Here is a 22767-nt window from a genome sequence, read left to right on the forward strand (position 1 = left end):
GATATGGAGTCTTCAAGGGTACAAGCCCTAGAAAACCCATTTGGTCCCAAAGTATTGGGGATGTGATTGGTAAATGTGTAAACCATGTGGTCGGTACCGGACGTAAAGCATGTGTCCGGTACGTACCGGTGTTTCTTGGTGGCCCGGGGCGGAATCGAACCACCGACACAAGGATTTTCAAATATCCTCTGATAGACCGCTTTCGCTTTTATTTCAAGGGCTTGAGTCACCAGTCTGGACTTGTCTAAAAATTGTGCGTCCTTGTGCTGGTCAAATTTGGCAATGAAATCAGAATCTTGCGAAGGGCAATTTTTCTGTGTGTATAGTTTGTGTTGCCATCACTGCACCAGTCAATCACCATAGTGTCTACTAATGTCGTTTTAAACGACATAGAATCCCAATCTCTCCAATTGAGATTCATTCTCAATTATATGCTAAGATGAGAACGATTCTCATTAAGCATATTTGGCATTTAAGATGTTTTTCTCATTTAGCACCAACCACACAGCCTTTTTCAGCCTAGTTAGCTCCCTTTGCTTGGTTGGGCTATCTTTGCCTGTCTATGCCGAGTCCCCCGTAAGCGATACCCCAATCGTTTTAGCTGAGTCACCCGTCAGTAGCGCTCCCACCATCGACAGTCCAGTCGCTCTCGAAAGTGCATCAGAGCAATGGAGTGTTCATGGGCAAGCAACCTACATCAATCAATTTAAAAATAACTTTAATTCTCCCTATTACGGATCTAAGAGTCTTTTAAATAAATCTGATGGCGATATCTCTAAAAGCTATACCTTCTCGGCCACAGCATTTTTAGGAACGAGGCTATGGGAGGGTGCTGAAGCCTATATCAACCCTGAGATGTTTGAAGGCATCCCCTTTTCCGGTCTCAGCGGATTGGGTGGTTTTAGTAATGGTGAGCTACAAAAAGGAACGGCAATTCCACCAATCTATTACATGGCAAGAATGTTTTTACGCCAGACCTTTGGCTTTGGTGGCGGACAAGAGCATATCGAAGGTGTTGCTAATCAGTTAGCAGGTAATGTAGATAAACGTCGCCTTGTAGTGACATACGGAACATTCTCGGCATTAGATTTCTTTGATGCCAATGCCTATAGCCATGATCCTCGCACACAGTTTTTAAACTGGTCGCTCATGGCCAGCGGTGCTTATGACTATGCCGCCAACTCTCGTGGCTACACCTATGGCTTTGTAGGCGAGTATTACCATGATGAAGAATGGGTGATGCGCCTAGCTCGATTGGCTATGCCCAAGTCACCAAATTCATTAGCCCTAGACTATGACCTCACACAGCAGTACGGCAATACAGCCGAGATAACTCACCTTCATACGATTAATGGACAAGCTGGTAAGGCTCGAGTTCTAGTCTTTCAAAATCGCGGAATCATGTCTACCTATAACAATGCGATGAATTTTGGCCAACAGAGCAATACCACTCCAGACATCTTAAGCACACGATATGGGTATCAAACTAAATGGGGCTACGCATTAAATGGCGAGCAAGCAATTACAGAAAATATTGGCGCCTTTGGAAGGTGGAGTTGGAATAATGGCCAAACTGAAACGCAAGCATTTACAGATATCAGCAATTCATTATCTGGCGGCCTATCCATTAAAGGTGCTGGTTGGGGAAGACCACAAGACACTATTGGAATTGGTGCGGCACTCAATGGAATCTCATCACAACAAATTAGCTACCTACAAAAAGGTGGTGTAACGATGTTCATTGGCGATGGCAGACTCAACTATAAGAAAGAACAAATCTTTGAAACTTTCTACAGCTGGAATGTTTATAAGAGTCTGTCGCTATCTGCCGACTATCAGCGTATCGCAAATCCTGGATACAACACAGATCGTGGGCCAGTCAATTTCTATGGATTAAGAGCCCACATTGAAATGTAATCGCATTGATCCTTTATAGTGCCGACATGTCTCTTTTGCGATATTCACTTAAGCCCCTCAAGTCAGCGCCTTATTTGCTTTGCTTGAGTAGCATTGTATTTGCGGCACCTTTTGAGATTAAGGTTCACGACGAACTCATTGCAGAATATCAAGAATCTGCTTTTGAAGTAGAAACAAACTTATTTCAAGCTCCGGCGTCCCAAGGCCTAAAGTCAAATGTCTTTCAAACTAGGCTTGAGTATAGCTATGGTATTACTGAAAAAAGTGAGATTGGTGCCAACATCTACTTGAGCAACTACAACGGCGTGAGCTATGTTAACGGTGGCAAGATAAGTCATATGTATATTCCAACTCATGATGAGGAGGGCTTATGGCACTACGGGGTGAAGAATGAGATTAATTACATCAAAGATGTAGGCGGCACAGAAACTACCTTTTATGAATTAACTCCTATCTTGGCACTTCAACTTCAAGACTGGAGATTTACCATCAACCCAAGCGTTGATGTGACATTAAATAAAAATAGCTCAGCTACATTTTCGCCGTCAGCTAAAGTGGCTTATGAGCTAACGCATGCCGTTGATGTTGGTATGGAGTACTACGGAGATAACTTGCCTAATAAAAGTTTATACAACATCTCTCAACAGCCCCATACTGCCTATCTGGTCATGGATGCCAAACATGGCAAGTCATCGTTTAACTTTGGTATTGGTAAAGGTGTCACGGCTAATAGTGACAATTGGGTGATTAAACTCATAGCCTCACTGAGCTTTAATTAGTGATGTCGTTTAAACGACATCACCGATACAGGGATGAAAATTTGATTTGTCCTTTTAAAGGACGCTTCTTGATGGGGATATCCTAATCTATGGCACTCAACCCTGCCAAGCCAAAAGAAAATAGCCCAACAAATGGGCTATCGTGGTTCTTGGTGGCCCGGGGCGGAATCGAACCACCGACACAAGGATTTTCAAGACATTTGTTAGCGTAAGACGTATATTCTATATGCTTTAAATGTCTTTTTTGTGCTATGTGTTATAGACTGTGTTAAGCATACATCCTATATAATATAAGGATTTGCTGTCTGTTGGTTAAGTGTATCACGTCACTTAACAATAATCACCTCATCCTTACTCATCTTATCCACAGCATCAAATAATCTCTTATTACTGGTAATTCGTGCTTTCCAGTTCTTTGTACACATTAGCTCTTCTATTAAATGTAGGCAAGCTAATAGGTTTTTGGGCACAAATTGCTCTGCGTCTGCTTTGTCCAAAAATGCTAACTCATTAGCTTCTAACATTGCCCTTACATAAACCCACGTGTTGTGATGCGTTAAAAATGCTTGTGTCACATCATCAAAATTTACGCTACTGTATTTGTCGTATTTCACGTTTAAGTGTGACAGCTTTAACTTATCACCCAATGCTGATGGGAACGGGAAAGCAAACTCATCGCCACTATTTACATATATTTCGCCTTTTGGACAACGCACGGCACTTATTGCCCAGCTTTCCTCTTTGTTTGTAAATTTTGGGTAAACAGCAAGTTGCTCAAATTTGCCAGCAAGTATGTTTGGACTGGCACTATCAAAACTTACACGCAAGTTTGGATTAGTAGATTTACGCAACCCACGCTGTATAGCACTTAGGATTACAGCCCACTTTGTTTGTGAAACACCCAATACGTGTAGCCAATCCATTCCTTTATCAAAAGCACCTTCGTCACGCATCATTAACACTTGCGTCACTACAGCCATACTGCCACCACGCCATCCCGTATCGCCAGCTAATGCCCAACCACCAAATCTATAACCTTTTACAGCATCCCACCACTGCTTCATATCTTTGCTGTTAGTGCCTTGTATAACGTTTAGCCACTTAGTGTTGCCACGTTTGTTTCTTTTAATAAATTCTAAGTTTTCAACCGTTAAATCAATTAACTGTTGGGTGCTACATTTGTGAAAAGGTGTTTTTTTGTTTTGTGGCAACTGTGCCCATAAAGGCATATCCAGCGTCATTGCGTAGTCGCTGTGTGTCTCTAACCAATTCACAATCCATTTTTTTAGCTGTGTTGCGTTTCTCCACGCTTCGCACACTTCGTCTGCTGTCTTTAGCTTATTGAGTGCTGTAAATCCAGCCAACGTGCCTTTGCCAATTTGAAAACCACCACTATCTCCCAAAATGACTGTTTGCTTTTCATCACGTGTAGTCACCATATCACTTTGTGTTTCACCAATCTTAAATTGACCAGCACTATACAAGGCGTATTTGTAATGCCATAGCTTGTTTTTTGGGTTTATAAAATTAAGCGAACGCATAGTCACGTCTTTTGGCATTGTGCGTGTCTTATCGTCTGCCTTAATTGCTACCTTTGCGTAACTCTTTTGGATAGATGGCAAATAAACAGCAAAGTTATCCCAACGCTTATTAAAGTCGTCCATTCTTATGCTCCGTATGCTTGGAAGTGCTCTTCGTTACGTATACCCTTGCTGTTTGTTGTAGGCACAGCAACGATATAGTCTGCGGACTTTGTTTTGTATTTGAAGATAACAGCGTTGTCATCTGTTTCTACTGTCACTCCACCCACTAAGTCGCTATTCACAAATGAATTAAGCACTGGTATTACGTCTTTAGCCAACACTTCCACAGTAATTGCCTTTGTATTGCTTGCGTGTGTATATCTAATAAATTCTTCTCTCGTATACCTATTGGCACGTTGGCAAAACTTAAACGTAATGCCAGTTTTGCCAAATGCCAAAGCAATCACAGCATATTCTTTACGTTTAATGTTTTTACCCAAGCCATTTACCCACCTACTTAAAAACTCACCATTTAGTTCAGCCAACCACTTTGCGTCTAATTTGGCTGTATGAACAGCTTTGAATTTCATTCCACGTTTAAGTATTGCTTGCTGTCTACTTGCTTCTGTTTTAGGGACAGTGAGTGGGTAAAAGCGAATATAGCGATACTTTTTAGTGAGTGTGTTTTCTAACTCCAGCTTATATGTTGCTATCTCACCCTTAATTGCTTTTACTTTCGTAGGTGCGTCTGTCGTATAAAAGTTCACGTCACCACTATGTATTAAGTTGTCTTCTATGTATGTTCTATCGTTTATTGCCAAAAACACATCTTTATTACCATCAATAATTTGCTTTTTTGGTATTGCGATAGTGACTGGACTACACGTGCTACGGCTGGCACTTAAAACAAACACACGCTTCTCTGCCATATACAACAAACGCTTAAGCATCATCATTGCTGTGCCATCATCTGCTTTGAATTTGCTTTTATCTGCCAAAGAACGCGATAGGCTTTCTAATGGTTTGGGCACAGTTTGCGTACTAATAATTTCAGTTATTAAACGTACTGTGTAAGGTACGCTATCAGTGCTACGTGCGTATGAACTTATTAATGCTTGCTCAATTAGCTCTTTATCGTCAATTGCCTTTAATAGCTCATACCCATTCTTTGTCTTTCTAAACAACCCTAAACCAATTGAGCTATCTGCTGTAGGCAATGAATGTGTGCTTTGAAACTTAGAAATAGGTGTGGCACTTTTTGCGTAATAAGCGAACCCTTTAGCCAAATGCTCTTCGTGTCGCTTTTTCTCTACGTTTAAGTCTACTTTTGCTTTTTTCTGTTTTGGCTCTTTAGCTACGTCTACTTGGGTACTGTCATAAGCTGCCAATCCCCTTATGCCACCTTTAGTGTCTATATACGTAATGATTTTTTGAACTGTGTTTTGCTTGTAAAACGCTTTGTCTGCGTTTACGGCACCATTCACTTTGTTTAATGCTCTATTCCACAAGTCAATCGTGTTGCTATTAACTGTGCCATCCATACCCCACAAGTAACGCAATAAGGGAGAGTAATTTTCATCAGCTTTAATCTCTTTTTTGTACTGTATGCCATTGTCTTTGTAGAGCTTCTCCAGCAAACCCTTTTCCTTATTGGCTTCTTGCCACCACAAATAGACTTTAGCCAATCCCTCATAAAGCATATTGCGTGAACTTACGTACATATGCGACTGTTTGTCAGCAAGCTCTTTTAACTGTGCCAGTTCTTTTTGTAGCTTGCTCTTTAAGGTTTGTTTTGTAGCCATTAGCAATCCCTCATTGATAAATTAATTACTGCTTGAGAGAGATTATCATTTTTATAGGCACTTTTAGCACTTCGTTGTTGGTTTTGGAATAAGATGCTCTTAATCACAAGCCAAAAATAACAATATGTCCTTAATTGATTTAGCAAAAGCAAATCAAATTCTCACTTTAGCTGTTTCAAAAGGGAATGAGATATTACAAACAAACAACGCACCAACTTATGGTGACTCCACTGTTTGCGAAGATTTTTTAGTGTCACTACTAAAGGATGCGTGTATTTCGCTTGGGGTTGACGCAAACCTTATTACACATCATCGCGGACACTCATTTCCAGACGTAACTATTAGCAACACTCCTTTTGGTATTGAAATAAAAGGGGCTAAAGCACATAGGTCATTTAACGGCAATAGCGTAATAGCAAGCACAATGAAAACTGGATTAAAAAAGGTTTTCTTAATGTATTGGATTGGCGATGACAAGGAGGTTGGGTTTCGCGACTATTTTGAATGTGTTGCTACACCTGTAGTTACTCATTCGCCACGCTTTCAATTGGATATTGATTTAGATTCAAGTAAATCAATGTTTGGTACTGGCGAAGGCAAAGTAGGGCTGGTGGATGACATTATTTTTGGTGGCAAAAGCGTTAACTCAGAAAAAATAATTCAATGGATGGCAAACAAAGCAAAAGCAAAAGGTGAAACGCCGTGGTGGATATCAACAGATGAATCATTGCCTATTGGCTCAACGGGCTTAAGCAAGTTTACAAACCTCTCTATTGAAGACAGAAATAGTTTCTTAAAAGAGGCTCTTTTAGCTTTTCCCAAAATATTTGATAAGACATCCAATACAAAATACAACGGGATTTTTGAATGGGCAATTCAAAAGAAATCTATATACACAAAACGAGATGACTACTCTGCTGGTGGCAAAGTGGAAATTAAAATTCCCACTTTTTCGCAAGATGCTTTATTGGTTCCACAAGTAATACAAGTAGCAACAAATGTATTCAAAAGTAATAGCAAGGTTTTTATTAATGAATTGGAAAATTCAACCCCCAACCAATTCCAAACAGCACAAGCCTTTTTGGATGCTTATAAGCTGGCACTAAGCAAAAACCTTTTACATATATATAAGGATGTAAAAGACAAAGATGAGAACAATGTTGGCAAGGACGAGTTTGCTTCTATGCTTGCCACCTACCTAATCTCTAAAATTAACGTAACCACGTTAATTGTTTAACTATCTCTTCTTAAACAACTCATCCCAAATTTCATCCACTCTTTGTGCCAATCTATAGGCTAATAGAGGTGGGACAGCGTTGCCAATTAGCCTATAACCATCAGACGCAGAAAGTTTATTTGGGATTACAAACTCATAGTCGTTTGGAAATGTTTGTATCCTCGCACACTCCCTTACAGTCAATCTTCTTTGCTGTAATCCTTTTGCTAATTCCTCTAAATTCTTTCCACCATTTGCTTTGTTCAATCTTCTAAATTCAATGTTGCCGTGATGTTCAGCACGAATGGTTGGACCAGCACCCAATAAGTTTACTTCTGCTTGTCCTTGTAATTTTTTACCAATATATTTTGCTTTTGAATATGCTTGTTGCGACAAATCCTTGCTCAACTCTGGCTCTTTAAGCCCAGCGAATGCTGCCTTTGTAGTGCTTATAGGCAATATCTTTCTACCATCGCTTGTTTGATTTCCGTGCGTTTGTAAAGGATATGGATTAAGCGTATCTGGCAATGTGCCGTGTTTATCTACATATCGCAATACATCAGCCTTCAATTTTTGCTTATTGATTCCTATGAAAATAACTCGTTCGCGTGTTTGTGGAATTCCATAGTGCGTAGCATTCAAAACTTTAACTGGAACAACTATGTATGAGCTTCCATCAATTGACGCAAAGTCTTTTTCAATTACTGCTTTGGCATCACCAAGTGATACCAAGCCTTTAACATTTTCAGCATAAAATATTTTTGGTTTTACTTGTGCGACATACTCACGCATCCAGTAATAAAGCATTCCGCGATTTTCTGCTGTTGGGTCTTCATTGTCTTGTAACAACTTTCTATTGCCCAAATGGCTTTTATCAGAATTGAAGCCAAGTCTTTTTCCAGCAACACTAAAGTCATTACAAGGAAATCCACCCGTTACAACGTCTATATCTTTTAAGTTTTTGCGTTTGCCAGCTTTAATATCTTTAACAATATCAACAATGCTTTCCGCTTCGTAAACGCCAGTTACGTCTCTCTTTTTACTAAAGTAAGAGTTCCACGCTTCTTTTGCTTTGTGGTTTACATCGCAAGCAAACACAGTTTCAAACCCTAAACTGTCTAACTTTACAAACCCACTTTTATCAGCTTTCTTTACTAAATGTTGTTCTGTTGAATTTAGGCAAGACTTATGAACTTCGAAGTCACCTTCAAAGCCAATATCCATTCCACCACAACCAGAAAATAAAGAAGCTACCTTGCGTTTATTCATTGTTTTATATATTAATTTTTATTGATTATATGATGCTTAAGCTAACTCCACAGCCTTACGTTTCATATCATCATTAACGTCTATGTAAGATTGGGTTGTACTAATATTTTTGTGTCCAGCCAAACTTGCCAATACACGTACACCCACCCCTTGCGTAGCTAAGTTAGTAATAAACGTTCTACGTCCACTATGGCTACTTGCTCCATCTATTCCACTGCGTTTGTATAGATAGTGAAAAAACTGCGTTAATGTGTTCGCTGTAAAGCCACCACCAGCACTATGACGCTTTTGACTATAGAAAAACTTAGTCTCTCTATTTGCTGGTTTGTACACAACAATGTATTTCTCAAATTCTTTACGTAGTTTGTCATTTACAAATACAGTTCTTGCTTCATTAGTTTTGGTGTTTTCAGCAATTAAGCGTATTTCGTTCTTAACTGTGCCATCTTCATTTACTACGTCGCAATAACGTAGCGACGCTACCTCTCCAACTCTCATACCACTTAAAAAGGTGGTGTACAGCAAACAACGATTGCGTAAGCTGTGTTTGCGTGTAGCCGTGTAATCTAAAACTTTGCGTAATTCGTTTTGGTTTAGTGTTTTTGCTTGCTTTGCCATAGTTTTTTTTCCCAAATAAAGGTTTGCTATAGCTATATGTTGTTTTCTTTGTTTATTTTTTCCTACCTCTTTTTGCCAAAAAGTTGTCATTTGTAAAACCTCCATTTTTATATGCTTAAAGTGCGAAATTCGCTGTTTTTGAACCAAAACCAAAGCTCTTAACTAAAACCTTTGGTTTCTTATTTAGCTGTTTTTGTCGTCTAAATCCCACTTAAAAGCACAGACTTGTTAAAAGCGTCTACGTGCTTTTACCCCTACCCCCCGTATGTTTGCTATTACTTGGTGGCTTTTAAGTGCTTACAGCGTTGATTTGACGTGTTTACTATGCGTAGCGACGAGAGGAGAAGGTTTTGAAGCAATCAGCACCCCTCAATCCAAAATGAAATGATTTGTCCTTTATTTCATTTCCCACTTAATTTCTATTAATCAGAGATTCTTTATTTTTAGCTGTTTTTATCTTTCTGCTCTTTAGTTAAATTTAACCAAAGCAATATAACTACCCATTGCGTCCAATAGGTAGCCATAAAAACTAAACACAACTTCAGTCAATGTTTAGTGCGTTGTAGGGGATTTGAGTGTTCTCAAAATCCCAACAACTTAAGTTTCCAAATTGCGTTTCTTTAGTGCCGTACTGTAATAAGTGTGATTGAGTGTTAGCTAACGGTTCTGTAATGTATATGTCGTCTTTTTGATGTGCTTTTTCTACCCAACAGTAAGTCCATAGTATTTTTATGTCGTTCGTAGTTAGTACTGTTGGTATGTTGCCTAAATAGATGTTGTAGTGAAGTGTGTGTTTTGGACTTGTTGTCTGTTTGGTGCCTTCTAAAGTTGGTATTAGTAGTGGTTGATATGTAAGTGGTTTGCGTTTAGCTCCATTCCCAAAAAGCTCTTTATTAAAGCAATTACGTGCGTGCCGTAAATCCTTAATTAAGGTGGTTCTCATACGCTCAATTTCCCAATCCTCTTTTTGGTACGTATGAAAATGACTTTGGGCAACTACATAGTGGGTAATATGCTTTTGCTGTTTGTCCAAAAAGTCTCTTATTGTGTTTGCTGTAATTCGCATACTTTTATTTATGCGAACCAAAGGAAATCAATTAATTTTCTTGTCAAATCATTTGGTTTGACTGGCAAATATAGGTTGCCCAATCCGTTTTTCTGGTACTAAATTAAGTGTGCCCATTAACTTATAGGAGAACGATATGAGCACACTTAGCACTTTGAAATTGGTTACAAGCAAGAAACATCAAACTGTCGCACCCATTGTTTTACGTCGAAATAAGCTCTGTGCCAAATTGGATGAACAGCTTGCTTTATGCGAGGCACAAAAGGCTGGCAATACTTACGCACCCAAACGCTTAAAGACTTTTGTAAACAAGCAAACTGGTGAACGTATGACAGCTGAAGTAGCAAAGCGTATAAAAGAATGGTTTTGGGTAAGCCACACAACTGGAAAAATCAATTTAGCTGTTAAGTATGGCGCTAAAACACTACCCCTTAATAAAAAGGGTGCTAACGCAATTGAACTTAGCAATGGTGATGAACTAATCAGCACACTTAAGTCACTAAAGATGATGGTGGCTAATGGTGAATTAGATGATGCTATGAATGAAGTAAGCACAGCAACACGCGAAGCGTTTAATAAGTGATTTTATTTACGTGCCCCATCTAATATGTATTTGGGGCACGTAAATGTAATAAACAATAAATACTGTATGAAACGATACAAAGCTACAGTAAATGCGAGTGGAATGTGGATAGAAACTATCTTGTATGCCCAAAATCAAGCACAGGCATATAAATTATTTCAAACAATATTTGGAAGTGGCAATGTGCCTCATCAGCCCACACAACTTGGATGATATGAAGATACTTGAAATAACAACAATAAAGCCTTTAACTCCACAGCAAGCACGTATAGATGGACTTAAGCGACAAAAGGAAGCTAGTACGAAAGCACTACAAGCTGAGCGTGATAGGCAAAAGGTTGCTAAAGCACAGCAAACGATTGCCAATACCAAAAACAATCAATCAACTTTGTAGCCAATCCCAATCTCTTTTCTTTGTGCCGTTCGTAAAGCATTTAATTCTTTTGCCAAATTTAATGCTCTATCTGCCATTTCTTTGTCAAACTCATCTAACCTCCACATAGCACCGTGTAGCAAACTATTCCTTGCTTTAATTTCAGCCTCTATTTTCTTTGCCGTAGCTAACGGAATGGTTTTCTTTTTTTCCAAATAATTTATATATTTCATCATTACGTCACGTGGGTTCTTTGTAATTGCTATCTCACCCGTTTCCACTCTTTTAGCAACTACGTACATTGAAAATACTCTGTCTTCAATAATGCTAAAAGCCGTAACGTAAGCCGCTATATAAATTTCATCGTTTATTGACTTGTTAATAAGGCTAAATGCTTTACGCAAATTAATATGAACTTGTTTTCGTGCTTCTGCCGTATCGCCTATAGGACGTGCCATTGCTACCCCTATTTTAGATAATTACTGTTTATCAGAGATTATGGGTTTTACAGGTTTATGCTTGCCCATTCGTTTGCCTGCTAATTGGTTAGCTACGTGTGCGGGTGTTACGTGTCCATAATATTGTTCAATCATCTTAACGCTTGTGCCCATTTGTTTGGATAGCTTAAATATGTCTATTCCTTCTTCCAGTATTGCCAAATGTGCGTATGTATGTCGCAAGCTATACAGCGTCTTTTGCTTGCTGCCTTTCTTATTCAAACCACTATCACGCATTAAGTGTCTAAACGTAGCACCTAAGTTTTCTGTTGTTGTGCCATCACGCAACCTAAATACAAATTCATCCACACCCTTTTTAATTAAGTTATCAAAACTTAGCTTACTAATAGCTGGGTCACGCAACTGTATGCGTTCCAAATAATCTTGTGTGTTGTGCCTTGCTATTAACGTGCGTTCACCCCTTTTGCCATTAACTGTGAACTGTAAATAACGCTTTCCATCTGTTGTAATCCAACGTATGTCTTTCCATTTAAGCCCCAATGCCTCTGTGCCGTGTCGCATTCCCGTATTCGCAAGCACTAATACGTAATCACGCAACAATTCACGCATATCTTTAGTTCTTTGTGTATGCCCTTGCTTACTCCACTTCGTCATATAACTGGTAAGACTCTTATATTCACTTTTGCTAAATGCGGGACGTGGGACGCTTTTAGCTCCATCATTGCGTAGGTTGGGCAAATGAACTTTGCTCATATACCCCATATCTATTGCGTATTCCAATACACGATTTATTGTTGAGTTGTGATTGGTAATGGTTGAAGCACGTGGCTTTTTACCCATTTCTTTTTCACGCCATTCGTCAAATTTTGTAAGTGCTTCGTAATCTATGCCATTTACGTTATATTTTTCAAAAAATGGGATGAGATATTTGTTAATAACAGCAATGTAGGTTTGGTAAACAACTTTGCCACCACCACCATTCAATTCGTCTTGTAATTGCTTTGCCACTACTTTTGCTACAGCACCAAATTTCTTACTTGTAATAACAATGTCTTCGTCTGCCAAAAACCTTGCTCTATCAAATGCTTCGCAAGCTACTTTGCCAGCCCAATCTACGTTACGCTCTTTTGTGCTTACTCTATGCCACTTATTAAATAGCTTGTAACGTGCTTGCCATTTGTCGCTGTTCTCTCTTTTGTAGAGCACAACGTCACCATCACGCAAATGAACAAGCGTGTCGCTGATGGCAACAGATTTAACTTTTGATTGTTTGTGTGGGACAGCGTTTTTGGTTGGCATACGGACAGCAAAGCCTTGTAAACATTGAATGTAATGTTTTACAGCGTATACCCAAATTAAAACTGTGTAAAGAGTGTGTTATAGAATTTTGTAACACATTATCGGGCTGAGAGCCTTTATTCTTGGTGGCCCGGGGCGGAATCGAACCACCGACACAAGGATTTTCAATCCTCTGCTCTACCGACTGAGCTACCAGGCCAAGACTGAGAATTATAAATGAAACTGCCTCCCAGGCCGGAAATCGGTTTTGTGCTAGCTAACTACCTGTGGCTGTGGCTCTGGAGCGCGCCACGTGCAACTTTCTATAGCTATCGATCATACGGTGATGCCTATCAAGGCCCTCCAGCTTTATGCTGGTTGGGGTGAGGCCATAGAAGCGCACGCCGCCATCAACTGAGCTGATTACAGCATCCATTCTGCTCTCACCAAACATCCGGCGTAGGTTAGTTATGTAGTCGTCAATCACCAAGTCATCATCTAAGTAAATCTCCAGCACAGCATTTAGGGCCTGATAAAACAATTTGCGCTCAACTGTGTTGTCGTTATATTGAAGGAATGCGCCAACTAGTTCATAGGCCTCATCAAGTTGCTTTAGCGCCAGATGAATAAGAAGCTTCAACTCCAAAACTGTGAGCTGGCCCCAAGTTGTATTCTCGTCAAACTCCACCCCAATCAATGTAGCAATATCACCATACTCATCGAGTTCATTATTTTCAAGACGCTCAAGGAGTGCACCTAGACTTGCATCATCGAGTGAATGAAGATTCAAAATATCTTCGCGGAACAGCAACGCCTTATTGGTGTTATCCCAAACTAAATCTTCTATTGGATAAACCTCTGAATAAGCAGGAACGATAATTCGGCACGCGGTTGCTCCGAGCTCGTCATATACCGTCACATAAGATTCTTTACCGATATCTTTGAGAATGCCAAATAGAGTGGCTGCCTCTTCACTATTTGAGTTTTCACCTTGACTCGAAAAATCCCACTCAACAAAATCGTAATTTGATTTTGCACTGAAGAATCGCCACGACACAATCCCGCTTGAATCGATAAAGTGTTCAACAAAGTTATTGGGCTCAGTGACTGCTTCGCTTGCAAAAGTAGGGGGAGGAAGATCGTTCAAACCCTCCAAGCTTCGACCTTGCAGCAATTCTGTAAGGCTTCGCTCCAGCGCGACCTCCAGGCTTGGGTGTGCACCAAAAGATGCAAACACTCCGCCAGTCCTTGGATTCATTAAAGTAACGCACATCACTGGATAAATTCCGCCCAGCGATGCATCCTTTACCAAAACTGGAAAGCCCTGCTCCTCAAGCGCGCGAATGCCAGCAAGAATGCCAGGATATTTTGCAAGCACTTCCTGCGGCACATCAGGCAGAGCAATTTCACCTTCTAAAATTTCGCGCTTGATTGCTCGTTCAAAAATTTCAGATAAGCATTGCACCTGCGCCTCAGCTAGCGTATTGCCTGCACTCATGCCATTACTTACGTAAAGATTTTCAATCAGGTTAGAAGGAAAATAAACAGTCTGGCCATCTGACTGGCGTACATACGGCAACGAGCAGATGCCGCGCTGGGCATTGCCAGAGTTTGTATCAATCAAATGTGAGCCGCGTAATTCGCCATCGGGATTAAAAATATTCAGACAATACTCATCCAAAATTTCTGTTGGGAGAGAATCATCTTTGCCCGGCTTAAACCAACGCTCGCTTGGATAATGTACAAATGCTCTATTGGCAATATCCTCACCCCAGTAGGTGCCAGCATAAAAATGGTTATTGCTCAATCGCTCGATGTACTCACCTAAAGCTGAAGCGAGTGCGCTTTCTTTTGTAGACCCCTTTCCATTGGTAAAGCACATTGGGGAATGTGCATCGCGAATATGCAAAGACCAAACATTCGGAATAATGTTGCGCCACGAAGCAATCTCAATCTTGATTCCCAAGTTTGCCAATACGCCAGACATATTGGCAATCGTTTGCTCTAGAGGCAAATCTTTGCCTGCAATATAGGTGCTAGCGTCAGCGCCTGGCTTTAAGGTCAATAAAGTCTGCGCATCCTCATCCAAATTCTTGACTTCTTCAATCACAAACTCTGGACCAGCTTGTACTGCTTTTTTAACCGTACAGCGGTCAATTGAGCGCAAAATTCCCTGGCGGTCATTGGCAGAAATATCCTCTGGCAATTCAACCTGAATCTTGAAAACCTGTCGATATCGGTTCTCGGGGTCAACAATATTATTTTGTGAAAGACGAATATTTTCAGTAGAAATATTGCGAGTGTCACAGTACAGCTTTACAAAATAAGCCGCGCATAAAGCCGATGAAGCTAAAAAATAATCAAAAGGGCCTGGGGCTGAACCATCACCCTTATATCGTATAGGCTGGTCAGCAATTACAGTGAAGTCATCAAACTTGGCTTCAAGGCGCAGCTTGTCGAGAAAATTGACCTTAATTTCCATGCAAAAAATTCCGGGTATGGTGGGCAAACGATGTAGGCGCCATCGTCAACAATAAAACTGACGCGCCTAGCAAACGCCAATTTACAAAATAATTTATTGCTCGCCCTTGTTGCGAGAAGTATCAATGCCCAGAGCCTTAAGCTTGCGATATAAATGCGTTCTCTCTAGGCCAGTGTACTCAGAAATCTTGGTCATACTACCGCCCATAATTTGCATTTGATGCTCAAAGTAGGCTTTTTCAAAAAGATCTCTGGCCTCTCTTAATGGCAAATCAAAATAGGTTTTTGCAATACCGCTGATGAACTCGCCCTCAAGTGACGCTGGGGCTGGCTCACTCACAGCAGGCTTTGGAGCCACGGCCTGATTGGGGCTGGGCTGAACCGCCCTCTCTACCTCAGGCTCAACATATTTTGGTGAACTCTCGAGCGCCTTACTTACCGTCTTTAGAAGCTTTTGAAGTGCAATGGGCTTTTCTAGGAAATTTAATGCGCCAATGCGCGTAGCTTCAACTGCTGTATCAATGGTAGCGTGCCCTGACATCATCACTACAGGCATCGTGAGTTGACCTGTTTTGGACCACTCTTTCAGTAGAGTGATGCCGTCAGTATCTGGCATCCAAATATCTAGCAACACAAGATCCGGGCGCATTTGTTCGCGAATAGTTCGAGCCTGAATAGCGCTCTCTGCTGCATACACGGTATGGCCTTCATCCGTCAGAATCTCATTGAGAAGCTCACGAATTCCCATCTCGTCATCAACAACCAAAATACTAGCCATACTTAGGCCGCCTCTTTTGCTAGATTCATAAACAATATTGATACCTGCGCACCAACCACTTCTGTTCCTTGCATGCGATTTCGTATTTCAATTTTGGCAGAGTGATCATCAATAATTTTTTTAACGACCGCCAAGCCCAATCCCGTGCCTTTACTCTTAGTAGTGACATAAGGCTCAAATGCCCTTGCCAATATCTTAGCTGGAAATCCTACTCCCGAATCACTTATTGTTAAGCGTACTGCTTTTTGCTCAGTGTCATTGTGCTCTCCATAGGGCACTAACTCCGTTTTTACTTCAACTGCCTCGCCAGGGTGGGGCCCCTCTAGCGTAGCATCTTGAGCGTTTTGTAATAGATTATGAATAACCTGTCTGAGCTGGGTTGGGTCACCCATAATTTCTGGGCAGCGTGGATCAAGCTGTGTACGCAAAGGGCTGCCTTCATATAGTCCCAAAATTTCTGATGTAAGCGTATTGATAGAAACTGCCTTTAGCTGAGGCGTCGGTGTTTTAGCAAAATCTCTAAAGTCGTTGACCATTTCCTTCATCGCCTGCACCTGGCTAATAATAGTTTCGGTACTGCGATTAATCATTTCCTCTTGCTCAGGACTGAGCTTGCCAGAAAGCTTGTGCTGCAAGCGCTCCGCAGATAGCTGAATTGGAGTAAGTGGATTCTTGATTTCATGAGCTAAGCGCCTAGCAACTTCACTCCAGGCAATTGATCTTTGTGCACTAACCACATCGGTGATGTCATCAAAGACCACCATGCGTAAATCTGCCGTTAATTCTGTGCCTCGCACAAACAAAGTAATGCCTAATTCATTTTCAAACTCATTGGTCGTGTGAAGCTGAACTTGCTTTTGCCAAACGGGAGTATTTTGATGGCTGATTTGTGCCGCAGGGTTATCTTGTGCGCCAGTAACGGCAAGCTTCATTGTGGAGAAGCCCTCTTTAATGGCGCCCTCAAACTCTAATAACGCTGGGTTACTGCTCAAAGGCTTGCCGTCGAGATAGGTAAGGTCTTGACCAAAAATGCGATCAGCCCCCGCGTTGCTCGAGACTACGTTGAAACGCTTATCAAAAATACAAACGCCAGCCGTCAAGCTTCCTAAAACCCGCTCTAAAAAGGCCTTGGATTCTTGCAAGGAAGTCCGCGTATCAGCAAGCTGCCGAGTCATGACATTAAATTGGCGGGTAAGCATGCCCAGTTCATCACCAGTATCTAGCTCCGGTTTTGGTGATAAATCACCCTGCGCTACTGCTTGCGTACCCTTGAGCAACATTAATAATGGACGCGCCAATTGACGGCCCAACAACAAAGCTAATGTGATAGCAACAAATAAGGCAAAAAATAAGGTGAGCGTTAATGTGCCAACGAACATCTTGCGAAGGCCGGCGCGCCCTAGGGACTTCTCTTGATATTCAGTATAAGCAGATTCAACTGCAAAAATATTCTTAGTCAGCGGGGTCGGCATGAAGCGTACTAATTGCAAAAAATATTTATCGTCTGCGTCTTTATTGGAATCTGCTTTTCCTAGAATGGGCTTTTTCCGAATAATAGGAACAATCGCTCTAACTTGGTAGCCACGCTGTCCATCTTGCATTTCGATCTGATCTAAAAAAGTAATGCCCTTCTTTTTAAATGCTTCAGCCACCACCTCTGCGCTGGGGGCGGGTAAGTATTTTTTGGGCCTTAGCTCGCTGGTTAAGATCAAGCTGCGCTGCATATTAAAAAGGCTTACCTCTTGTATGCCAAATTGATTCCGGATCTTCATAATCATGGCGCCAACCTGATCAGAGGTCGAGCCCGCAGGAACTTGTACAACTTGATCGGCAATGAAATTACCTTCAGCCAAAATTTCTTCTTGCGCAATTCGCAAAGTAACGCGCCCTAACTCCAAACCAGAGTTAAGCGCAGATTCAACCTTCACATCAAACCAGGTTTCAATACTGCGAGATACGAACTGGAGTGAAACCCCATACAAAATTAGGCCTGGAACAATTCCCACTAACGCAAAAATCATCGCCAACTTGGCAATCAAGCGAGTGCCGAAGTGACCGCGATACCAGCGCACACCGATCACAATCACCAGAGTCAAAATCACCAGAGTTAAGCAAACTCCGATGACAACATTGGCTGCGTAAAGCCAAATAAAGTAGTTATCAAAAAACTCTGTATTAGATGAAGCAATCGATAGCAGGATCAGAAGCAGCAAAGCAAATACGCCGATTACGCCAATAGCGATTGGGATTATCTTTTTTCTCCAGACCTTTGATATAAAAAAGGCGCTCTTGAGTGGGGTTGAGGATGCGCTCATCGCTTAATCAGGTTGGTTCCGGCTGGGGAAAAGGGGAAACGCAGCCAATCGCTGGAAACATTCCAATCCCGATTATTCAGGGCATTCACCTGGAATGGCTTAGGCAGCTTGCTTAAATCTAAAGTCATTCGCAAAGAAGCTGTATAGGATTTGCTGCTATCTAATTGATTGCCATCAATCACACGCCAGCCACCGATACTGCCAACCGCTTGCAATGCCTCTGCAATTGTCCTCGCCGAAAATGTAAAGCCCTCAGAAGCAATTCGGTATTGCTGAGTAAGGGGCTGGTAGGACAGTCGGGTTTGTCTCTGAGCAATCGCCGGTCTCTCATCAAACCAATACCAACGCGAACGTGTTACATCGAATTCTGTTTGAAAGTACAAGACCACGCCTTTTTGAACTGCATCCTCAAGACCGTTAGAGAGCTCAATCTGAAAGGTGGCATTTAAAAGCCAGTCGTTATCAACCTTTTCCAATTCAAAGGATTTGATCTTGATTCCTTCTGCGCTTGCGCTTGTTGAAAATACACTCAACACCATCAAGCATAAGAAGATGAGTTGTTTAATTCTTTGGCTCATGGCCCATTTTTCTTAAACAAAGCATAGTAAAAGCCGTCGCTTACATCAGTAGGCAGAATCTGTCCTGGAGCGTCTAATCGTACCGCATTGCCATGCTCCCCAGCAAACCAACTTGCTTGCGCCTCGCCCTCTTCAGGAAATACCGAACAGGTAACGTAGAGCATGAGGCCCTCTGGCTTTAGCATTTTCCAGGCCTGCTCCAAAATACCGCGCTGCTTTTGCTGCAGGGACTTGATATCAGCCTCGCGTCTTAAAAAGGGGATATCTGGATGTCTAGCCACAATGCCCGAAGCCGAACATGGAGCATCGAGCAAGATTTTGTCGAAAAGGCGGCCATCCCACCAAGAAGCTTTTGAAGCATCGCCACGCAGGACCTGCACCTGATCAGAATGTAAACGTAGACGGTCCAAGTTGCCGCCAATCTTGCCAAGACGCTCACCATCAAGCTCTAAAGCCACCATCTCACAGTCTGCTAACTCCAGCATATGGGCCGTCTTGCCGCCGGGCGCGGCGCAGGCATCTAAAACTCTCTCGCCAGTACTGGGGTTCAAGAGAGTTGCAGCCAGCTGCGCCCCGGCATCTTGAACTGATGCCGCACCACTATAAAAACCTGGCAACTCTGAGACCGGAACAGGGTTAGACAAAAGCAAGGCGGATGCTAATTTCACTCCAGCAACTTCGTCAATTGGAGAAGAGGTAATTCCAGCCTCGCTTAATAAGCCTTGATATTGCTCTCGTGAATATTGTTTTTGATTAACGCGCAAAATTAATGGCGCACGTTTTGCCTGCGCAAACAAAATGGATTGCCAGGCCTTGGAGTAATTGCGTTTTAAGTTTGCACGCCACCAAGGTGGGACAAACATTGGAATAGGATCTGGAGGAAAGCGGGTTTCGCCCTCAGGCGGCTGAACAATCAGGCTTACCTTGCGCAATACTGCATTCACCAAGCCCTTGGCATACATGGTTTTATCGTAGTTAGTACAAGCGCTGACGGCTTGATCAACTATTGTGTGTGCTGCATAACCTTTGCCATCAGCGTTTTCATTTAAGAACAACGCAATGGCGACGCTTAATAAATGATCTACTTCGGGTGGCGGACTCTTTGGAACAAATTGCTTGATTAACTCATGCGATCGGACCCATTTACGCAAAGCATCAAAGCTTAAGCTCTGCACTATAGGGCGCTCATGAGGCTCCAACTGATCAAGCACCTCTGTCAGAGACCTGCCACTCATTACCTCGCTAATCGCTTGTGCAGCAATACTGATTGCTTCAGAAAGTGGAAGGCTATGTGGCGTTTTTTTATCAGTCAAATGAATTTACTCTGGGGTATGTCCCATTTTTTGCCATGTCCATGAGGCGCGCTACCCGCTCTTCGGTTGGCGGGTGGGTTGAAAACAATTGCGCAAGGCCACCGGCACTTAAAGGGTTCAGAATCATCATCTGTGCAGTTTCTGGATGTTGCTCTACCGCCTGAAATGGAATGCCCTGCGCATAGTTGTGAATTTTCTCTAGTGCATGTGCAAGGGCCTCTGGATCGGCGCTAATTTCTGCCCCGCCACGATCTGCTTCATATTCCCTGGCGCGTGAAATACTCATCTGAATCAAACTTGCAGCAATGGGCGCCAAAATGGCCACTAATAAACTGGCGATTGGATTGTTAGGCCTGCCTTCAGAATCGCGGCCACCAAAAAACATTGCAAAGTTGGCTAATGCAGAAATTGCCCCGGCCATCGTTGCCGCAACTGTAGAAATCAAAATATCGCGGTGCTGAACATGCGCCAACTCATGGGCCATGACCCCGCGGAGTTCGCGGTTAGACAAAATTTTCAGAATGCCAGTGGTGGCTGCTACAGAGGCATTCTCTGGATTGCGCCCGGTTGCAAATGCATTAGGCGCATCTTCATCAATTAAAAATACTTTGGGCATTGGTAAGCCAGCCTTATCTGCAAGCTCTTTTACCAAGGCGTAAAACTGTGGCGCAGATCGTTCGTCAACCTGTTGTGCATTGGTCATCTTCAACACCATCGTGTCGGAAAACCAATAGCTAAAAAAGTTCATGCCGATCGCCAACAGTAATGCCATCAGCATCCCCTGCTCGCCGCCCAACATACCCCCAACCACAATAAACAACGCAGTAATGGCCGCCATCAAAACAGCAGTTTTTGCGAAATTAAACATTCCTACTCCTTTGTATGAAAACGTAATGCTTGTTTATTGGAATCCAAAGACTGCAAACAAAGACTGGCTGACATTTTCTTGCCGCCTGGTTTTTGCATTTCTAAAACCTCGATAACGCCATCGCCACACTGAATATAAGCGCCATCCTCACTAAAACCTAATAATTCGCCGGGCAAGCCAGTTTTGTTGCAAGCGCCTACCTTTGGAATACGTGAGCTCCAAAATTTCATCGTCAGTTCTTGCGCATTACTGGTTGCACCAGGAAAGGGGTTAAAAGCTCGAATGCGACGATCGATTTCTGGGGCGCTCAAGCTCCAGTCAATTTCTGCTTCGCTCTTTAATATTTTTTCTGCGTAAGTAATGTCATTGATTTCTTGTGGAGCACGAAGCAAGTCTTTGCCTAGTTGTAAATGGTTCAGCACATTCACAATAGAGTGCGCGCCTAATTCTGCTAATCGATTATGTAAAGTCTCGCTTGTTTCTTCAGGAATAATTTCAAGCTCGCTGATGAGGACGGTATCGCCTGTGTCAAGACCGGCATCCATTTGCATGATGCAAATACCTGTTTTTAAATCTCCCGCCTCAATCGCGCGCTGTATTGGGGCTGCGCCCCGCCAACGCGGCAATAAAGAGGCATGAATATTAAAGCTACCGTGTCTTCCTGGCCGTTGAGAAATATCCAATACATCCTGCGGCAGGATAAGCCCATAAGCAACTACCACCATGGCATCAAAATCGATTTCGGACAATTGCCGATACGCCTCTTGAGCCTGAACTTGTTTTTCAGGATCGACACTATTGCGCTTCAGCGTTTCTGGTTGAATTACAGGAATATTTTTTTCTAATGCAAATTCTTTAACCGGGCTAGCCTGGAGATGCATGCCTCTACCGGCCCGGCGATCAGGCTGGGTTAGCGCCAGGACAATTTCATGGCCAGCGTCATATATTGCGCGCATTGCTTGCGCGGCAAACTCAGGAGTTCCAGCAAATACAATTTTCATCAGCGGCGCTTAGCGCTCACCCGCTAACTCTTTGGCGCGCTTTTTTAGTTTTTGTGAAATACGAGTTCGCTTCAGTATCGACAAATACTCAACAAACACTTTGCCCTGCAAATGATCGAGCTCGTGCTGCAAACAAACTGCTAATAAACCATCTGCATCAAGCTCGAACTCTTTGCCTTCAACATCTAAAGCCTTCACCCGAACTTGCGCAGACCTTTCAACTTCATCAAAGAAATCCGGAACCGAAAGACAGCCTTCACGCCAAGATTTTTTTTCTGGGCTTGACCAAACAATTTCTGGATTGATAAAAACCATCAACTCGTTTTGCTCTTCAGATACGTCGATGACAACAATCCGCTCGTGAATATCTACTTGTGTTGCAGCCAAACCAACGCCTGGAGCTTCGTACATGGTGTCGGCCATATCGGCAACGATTTTTTTAATGCGTGCATCTACCTGCTCAACGGGTTTAGCAACCTTATGCAAGCGCGGGTCTGGATAGCAAAGGACGTTTAATAAAGCCATATAGGAATTATCCAACAGAGCAATCG

Annotated in this window: 20 protein-coding genes and 1 tRNA gene; 5 read left to right on the plus strand and 16 right to left on the minus strand. The window is 42.2% G+C overall.

Annotated elements, in window-relative coordinates:
- The first annotated feature begins 552 nt into the window (after positions 1-552).
- A complete protein-coding gene (locus tag ICN13_RS07480; RefSeq protein ID WP_251374763.1) occupies positions 553-1917 on the plus strand; it encodes a carbohydrate porin in 1365 nt (454 codons plus the stop codon).
- An 83-nt stretch (positions 1918-2000) separates the two neighbouring features.
- Positions 2001-2696, plus strand: coding sequence for a hypothetical protein (locus tag ICN13_RS07485; protein WP_215331708.1), 696 nt, complete (start codon positions 2001-2003; stop codon positions 2694-2696).
- 326 nt (positions 2697-3022) lie between these two features.
- Here the strand turns inward: ICN13_RS07485 and ICN13_RS07490 are convergent, their stop codons facing one another.
- Both ICN13_RS07490 and ICN13_RS07495 read right to left on the minus strand, forming a co-directional pair.
- Complete coding sequence (locus ICN13_RS07490; RefSeq protein ID WP_216139785.1) at positions 3023-4360, minus strand: hypothetical protein; 1338 nt, start codon at positions 4358-4360, stop codon at positions 3023-3025.
- Between the two features lie 2 nt (positions 4361-4362).
- A complete protein-coding gene (locus ICN13_RS07495) occupies positions 4363-6021 on the minus strand; it encodes a hypothetical protein (RefSeq protein ID WP_216139786.1) in 1659 nt (552 codons plus the stop codon).
- Between the two features lie 124 nt (positions 6022-6145).
- Here ICN13_RS07495 and ICN13_RS07500 point away from each other — a divergent pair, with 124 nt between their 5' ends.
- Entirely contained in the window at positions 6146-7258 is a 1113-nt protein-coding gene (locus ICN13_RS07500; RefSeq protein WP_216139787.1) for a hypothetical protein, read from the plus strand.
- On the opposite strand, the gene ICN13_RS07505 is transcribed toward ICN13_RS07500, so the two are convergent.
- The 3 genes from ICN13_RS07505 to ICN13_RS07515 form a co-directional block, all read right to left on the minus strand.
- The gene (locus tag ICN13_RS07505; RefSeq protein ID WP_216139788.1) at positions 7259-8506 is read right to left on the minus strand and encodes a DNA cytosine methyltransferase; all 1248 of its coding nucleotides are present in this window, start codon (positions 8504-8506) and stop codon (positions 7259-7261) included.
- Between the two features lie 36 nt (positions 8507-8542).
- Positions 8543-9124, minus strand: a complete 582-nt coding sequence (locus ICN13_RS07510) for a site-specific integrase (RefSeq protein WP_216139879.1) — start codon at positions 9122-9124, stop codon at positions 8543-8545.
- 541 nt (positions 9125-9665) lie between these two features.
- Complete coding sequence (locus tag ICN13_RS07515) at positions 9666-10157, minus strand: hypothetical protein (protein WP_216139789.1); 492 nt, start codon at positions 10155-10157, stop codon at positions 9666-9668.
- Positions 10158-10326: 169 nt separating this feature from the next.
- Here ICN13_RS07515 and ICN13_RS07520 point away from each other — a divergent pair, with 169 nt between their 5' ends.
- Both ICN13_RS07520 and ICN13_RS07525 read left to right on the plus strand, forming a co-directional pair.
- Entirely contained in the window at positions 10327-10773 is a 447-nt protein-coding gene (locus ICN13_RS07520) for a DUF6641 family protein (protein WP_216139790.1), read from the plus strand.
- A 124-nt stretch (positions 10774-10897) separates the two neighbouring features.
- The gene (locus tag ICN13_RS07525; RefSeq protein ID WP_255534089.1) at positions 10898-11167 is read left to right on the plus strand and encodes a hypothetical protein; all 270 of its coding nucleotides are present in this window, start codon (positions 10898-10900) and stop codon (positions 11165-11167) included.
- Here ICN13_RS07525 and ICN13_RS07530 read toward each other — a convergent pair.
- The 11 genes from ICN13_RS07530 to def form a co-directional block, all read right to left on the minus strand.
- A complete protein-coding gene (locus ICN13_RS07530) occupies positions 11152-11604 on the minus strand; it encodes a hypothetical protein (protein WP_216139791.1) in 453 nt (150 codons plus the stop codon). The genes ICN13_RS07525 and ICN13_RS07530 overlap by 16 nt on opposite strands.
- A 21-nt stretch (positions 11605-11625) precedes the next feature.
- Positions 11626-12903: a tyrosine-type recombinase/integrase gene (locus ICN13_RS07535; RefSeq protein ID WP_216139792.1), complete on the minus strand. Its 1278-nt coding sequence runs from the start codon at positions 12901-12903 to the stop codon at positions 11626-11628.
- A 123-nt stretch (positions 12904-13026) separates the two neighbouring features.
- A tRNA-Phe gene (locus ICN13_RS07540) sits at positions 13027-13102 on the minus strand.
- A gap of 57 nt (positions 13103-13159) precedes the next feature.
- A complete protein-coding gene (locus ICN13_RS07545) occupies positions 13160-15364 on the minus strand; it encodes an OsmC domain/YcaO domain-containing protein (RefSeq protein ID WP_216139793.1) in 2205 nt (734 codons plus the stop codon).
- Positions 15365-15457: 93 nt separating this feature from the next.
- Entirely contained in the window at positions 15458-16141 is a 684-nt protein-coding gene (locus ICN13_RS07550; RefSeq protein ID WP_216139794.1) for a response regulator, read from the minus strand.
- 2 nt (positions 16142-16143) lie between these two features.
- Entirely contained in the window at positions 16144-18456 is a 2313-nt protein-coding gene (locus ICN13_RS07555) for an ATP-binding protein (RefSeq protein ID WP_216139795.1), read from the minus strand.
- On the minus strand, positions 18453-19034 hold the full coding sequence (locus tag ICN13_RS07560) for a DUF4390 domain-containing protein (protein ID WP_216139796.1): 582 nt from the start codon (positions 19032-19034) through the stop codon (positions 18453-18455). Before ICN13_RS07560 ends, ICN13_RS07555 begins: the two co-directional genes overlap by 4 nt.
- Positions 19031-20347 carry a 16S rRNA (cytosine(967)-C(5))-methyltransferase RsmB gene (gene rsmB, locus ICN13_RS07565; protein WP_216139797.1) on the minus strand — a complete coding sequence of 439 codons (1317 nt, stop codon included), beginning with the start codon at positions 20345-20347 and terminating at the stop codon, positions 19031-19033. Before rsmB ends, ICN13_RS07560 begins: the two co-directional genes overlap by 4 nt.
- Complete coding sequence (htpX, locus tag ICN13_RS07570; RefSeq protein ID WP_216139798.1) at positions 20340-21215, minus strand: zinc metalloprotease HtpX; 876 nt, start codon at positions 21213-21215, stop codon at positions 20340-20342. Before htpX ends, rsmB begins: the two co-directional genes overlap by 8 nt.
- Before the next feature lie 2 nt (positions 21216-21217).
- Positions 21218-22216, minus strand: a complete 999-nt coding sequence (gene fmt / locus ICN13_RS07575) for a methionyl-tRNA formyltransferase (protein WP_216139799.1) — start codon at positions 22214-22216, stop codon at positions 21218-21220.
- Positions 22217-22225: 9 nt separating this feature from the next.
- A complete protein-coding gene (gene def / locus ICN13_RS07580; protein ID WP_216139800.1) occupies positions 22226-22741 on the minus strand; it encodes a peptide deformylase in 516 nt (171 codons plus the stop codon).
- Positions 22742-22767: the final 26 nt, after the last annotated feature.

The sequence above is a fragment of the Polynucleobacter sp. MWH-Berg-3C6 genome (genome assembly GCF_018881855.1).
Lineage (GTDB): Bacteria > Pseudomonadota > Gammaproteobacteria > Burkholderiales > Burkholderiaceae > Polynucleobacter.

Bases quoted from the DNA above. Each gene is read 5' to 3' on its own strand.
- ICN13_RS07535 (WP_216139792.1), bottom strand. From the start codon at position 12,903: ATGCCAACCAAAAACGCTGTCCCACACAAACAATCAAAAGTTAAATCT.
- ICN13_RS07550 (WP_216139794.1), bottom strand. From the start codon at position 16,141: ATGGCTAGTATTTTGGTTGTTGATGACGAGATGGGAATTCGTGAGCTT.
- ICN13_RS07505 (WP_216139788.1), bottom strand. From the start codon at position 8,506: ATGAATAAACGCAAGGTAGCTTCTTTATTTTCTGGTTGTGGTGGAATG.
- ICN13_RS07520 (WP_216139790.1), top strand. From the start codon at position 10,327: ATGAGCACACTTAGCACTTTGAAATTGGTTACAAGCAAGAAACATCAA.
- ICN13_RS07530 (WP_216139791.1), bottom strand. From the start codon at position 11,604: ATGGCACGTCCTATAGGCGATACGGCAGAAGCACGAAAACAAGTTCAT.
- ICN13_RS07500 (WP_216139787.1), top strand. From the start codon at position 6,146: ATGTCCTTAATTGATTTAGCAAAAGCAAATCAAATTCTCACTTTAGCT.
- ICN13_RS07560 (WP_216139796.1), bottom strand. From the start codon at position 19,034: ATGAGCCAAAGAATTAAACAACTCATCTTCTTATGCTTGATGGTGTTG.
- ICN13_RS07510 (WP_216139879.1), bottom strand. From the start codon at position 9,124: ATGGCAAAGCAAGCAAAAACACTAAACCAAAACGAATTACGCAAAGTT.
- ICN13_RS07490 (WP_216139785.1), bottom strand. From the start codon at position 4,360: ATGGACGACTTTAATAAGCGTTGGGATAACTTTGCTGTTTATTTGCCA.
- fmt (WP_216139799.1), bottom strand. From the start codon at position 22,216: ATGAAAATTGTATTTGCTGGAACTCCTGAGTTTGCCGCGCAAGCAATG.
- ICN13_RS07545 (WP_216139793.1), bottom strand. From the start codon at position 15,364: ATGGAAATTAAGGTCAATTTTCTCGACAAGCTGCGCCTTGAAGCCAAG.
- ICN13_RS07555 (WP_216139795.1), bottom strand. From the start codon at position 18,456: ATGAGCGCATCCTCAACCCCACTCAAGAGCGCCTTTTTTATATCAAAG.
- def (WP_216139800.1), bottom strand. From the start codon at position 22,741: ATGGCTTTATTAAACGTCCTTTGCTATCCAGACCCGCGCTTGCATAAG.
- ICN13_RS07495 (WP_216139786.1), bottom strand. From the start codon at position 6,021: ATGGCTACAAAACAAACCTTAAAGAGCAAGCTACAAAAAGAACTGGCA.
- htpX (WP_216139798.1), bottom strand. From the start codon at position 21,215: ATGTTTAATTTCGCAAAAACTGCTGTTTTGATGGCGGCCATTACTGCG.
- ICN13_RS07525 (WP_255534089.1), top strand. From the start codon at position 10,898: ATGCCCAAAATCAAGCACAGGCATATAAATTATTTCAAACAATATTTG.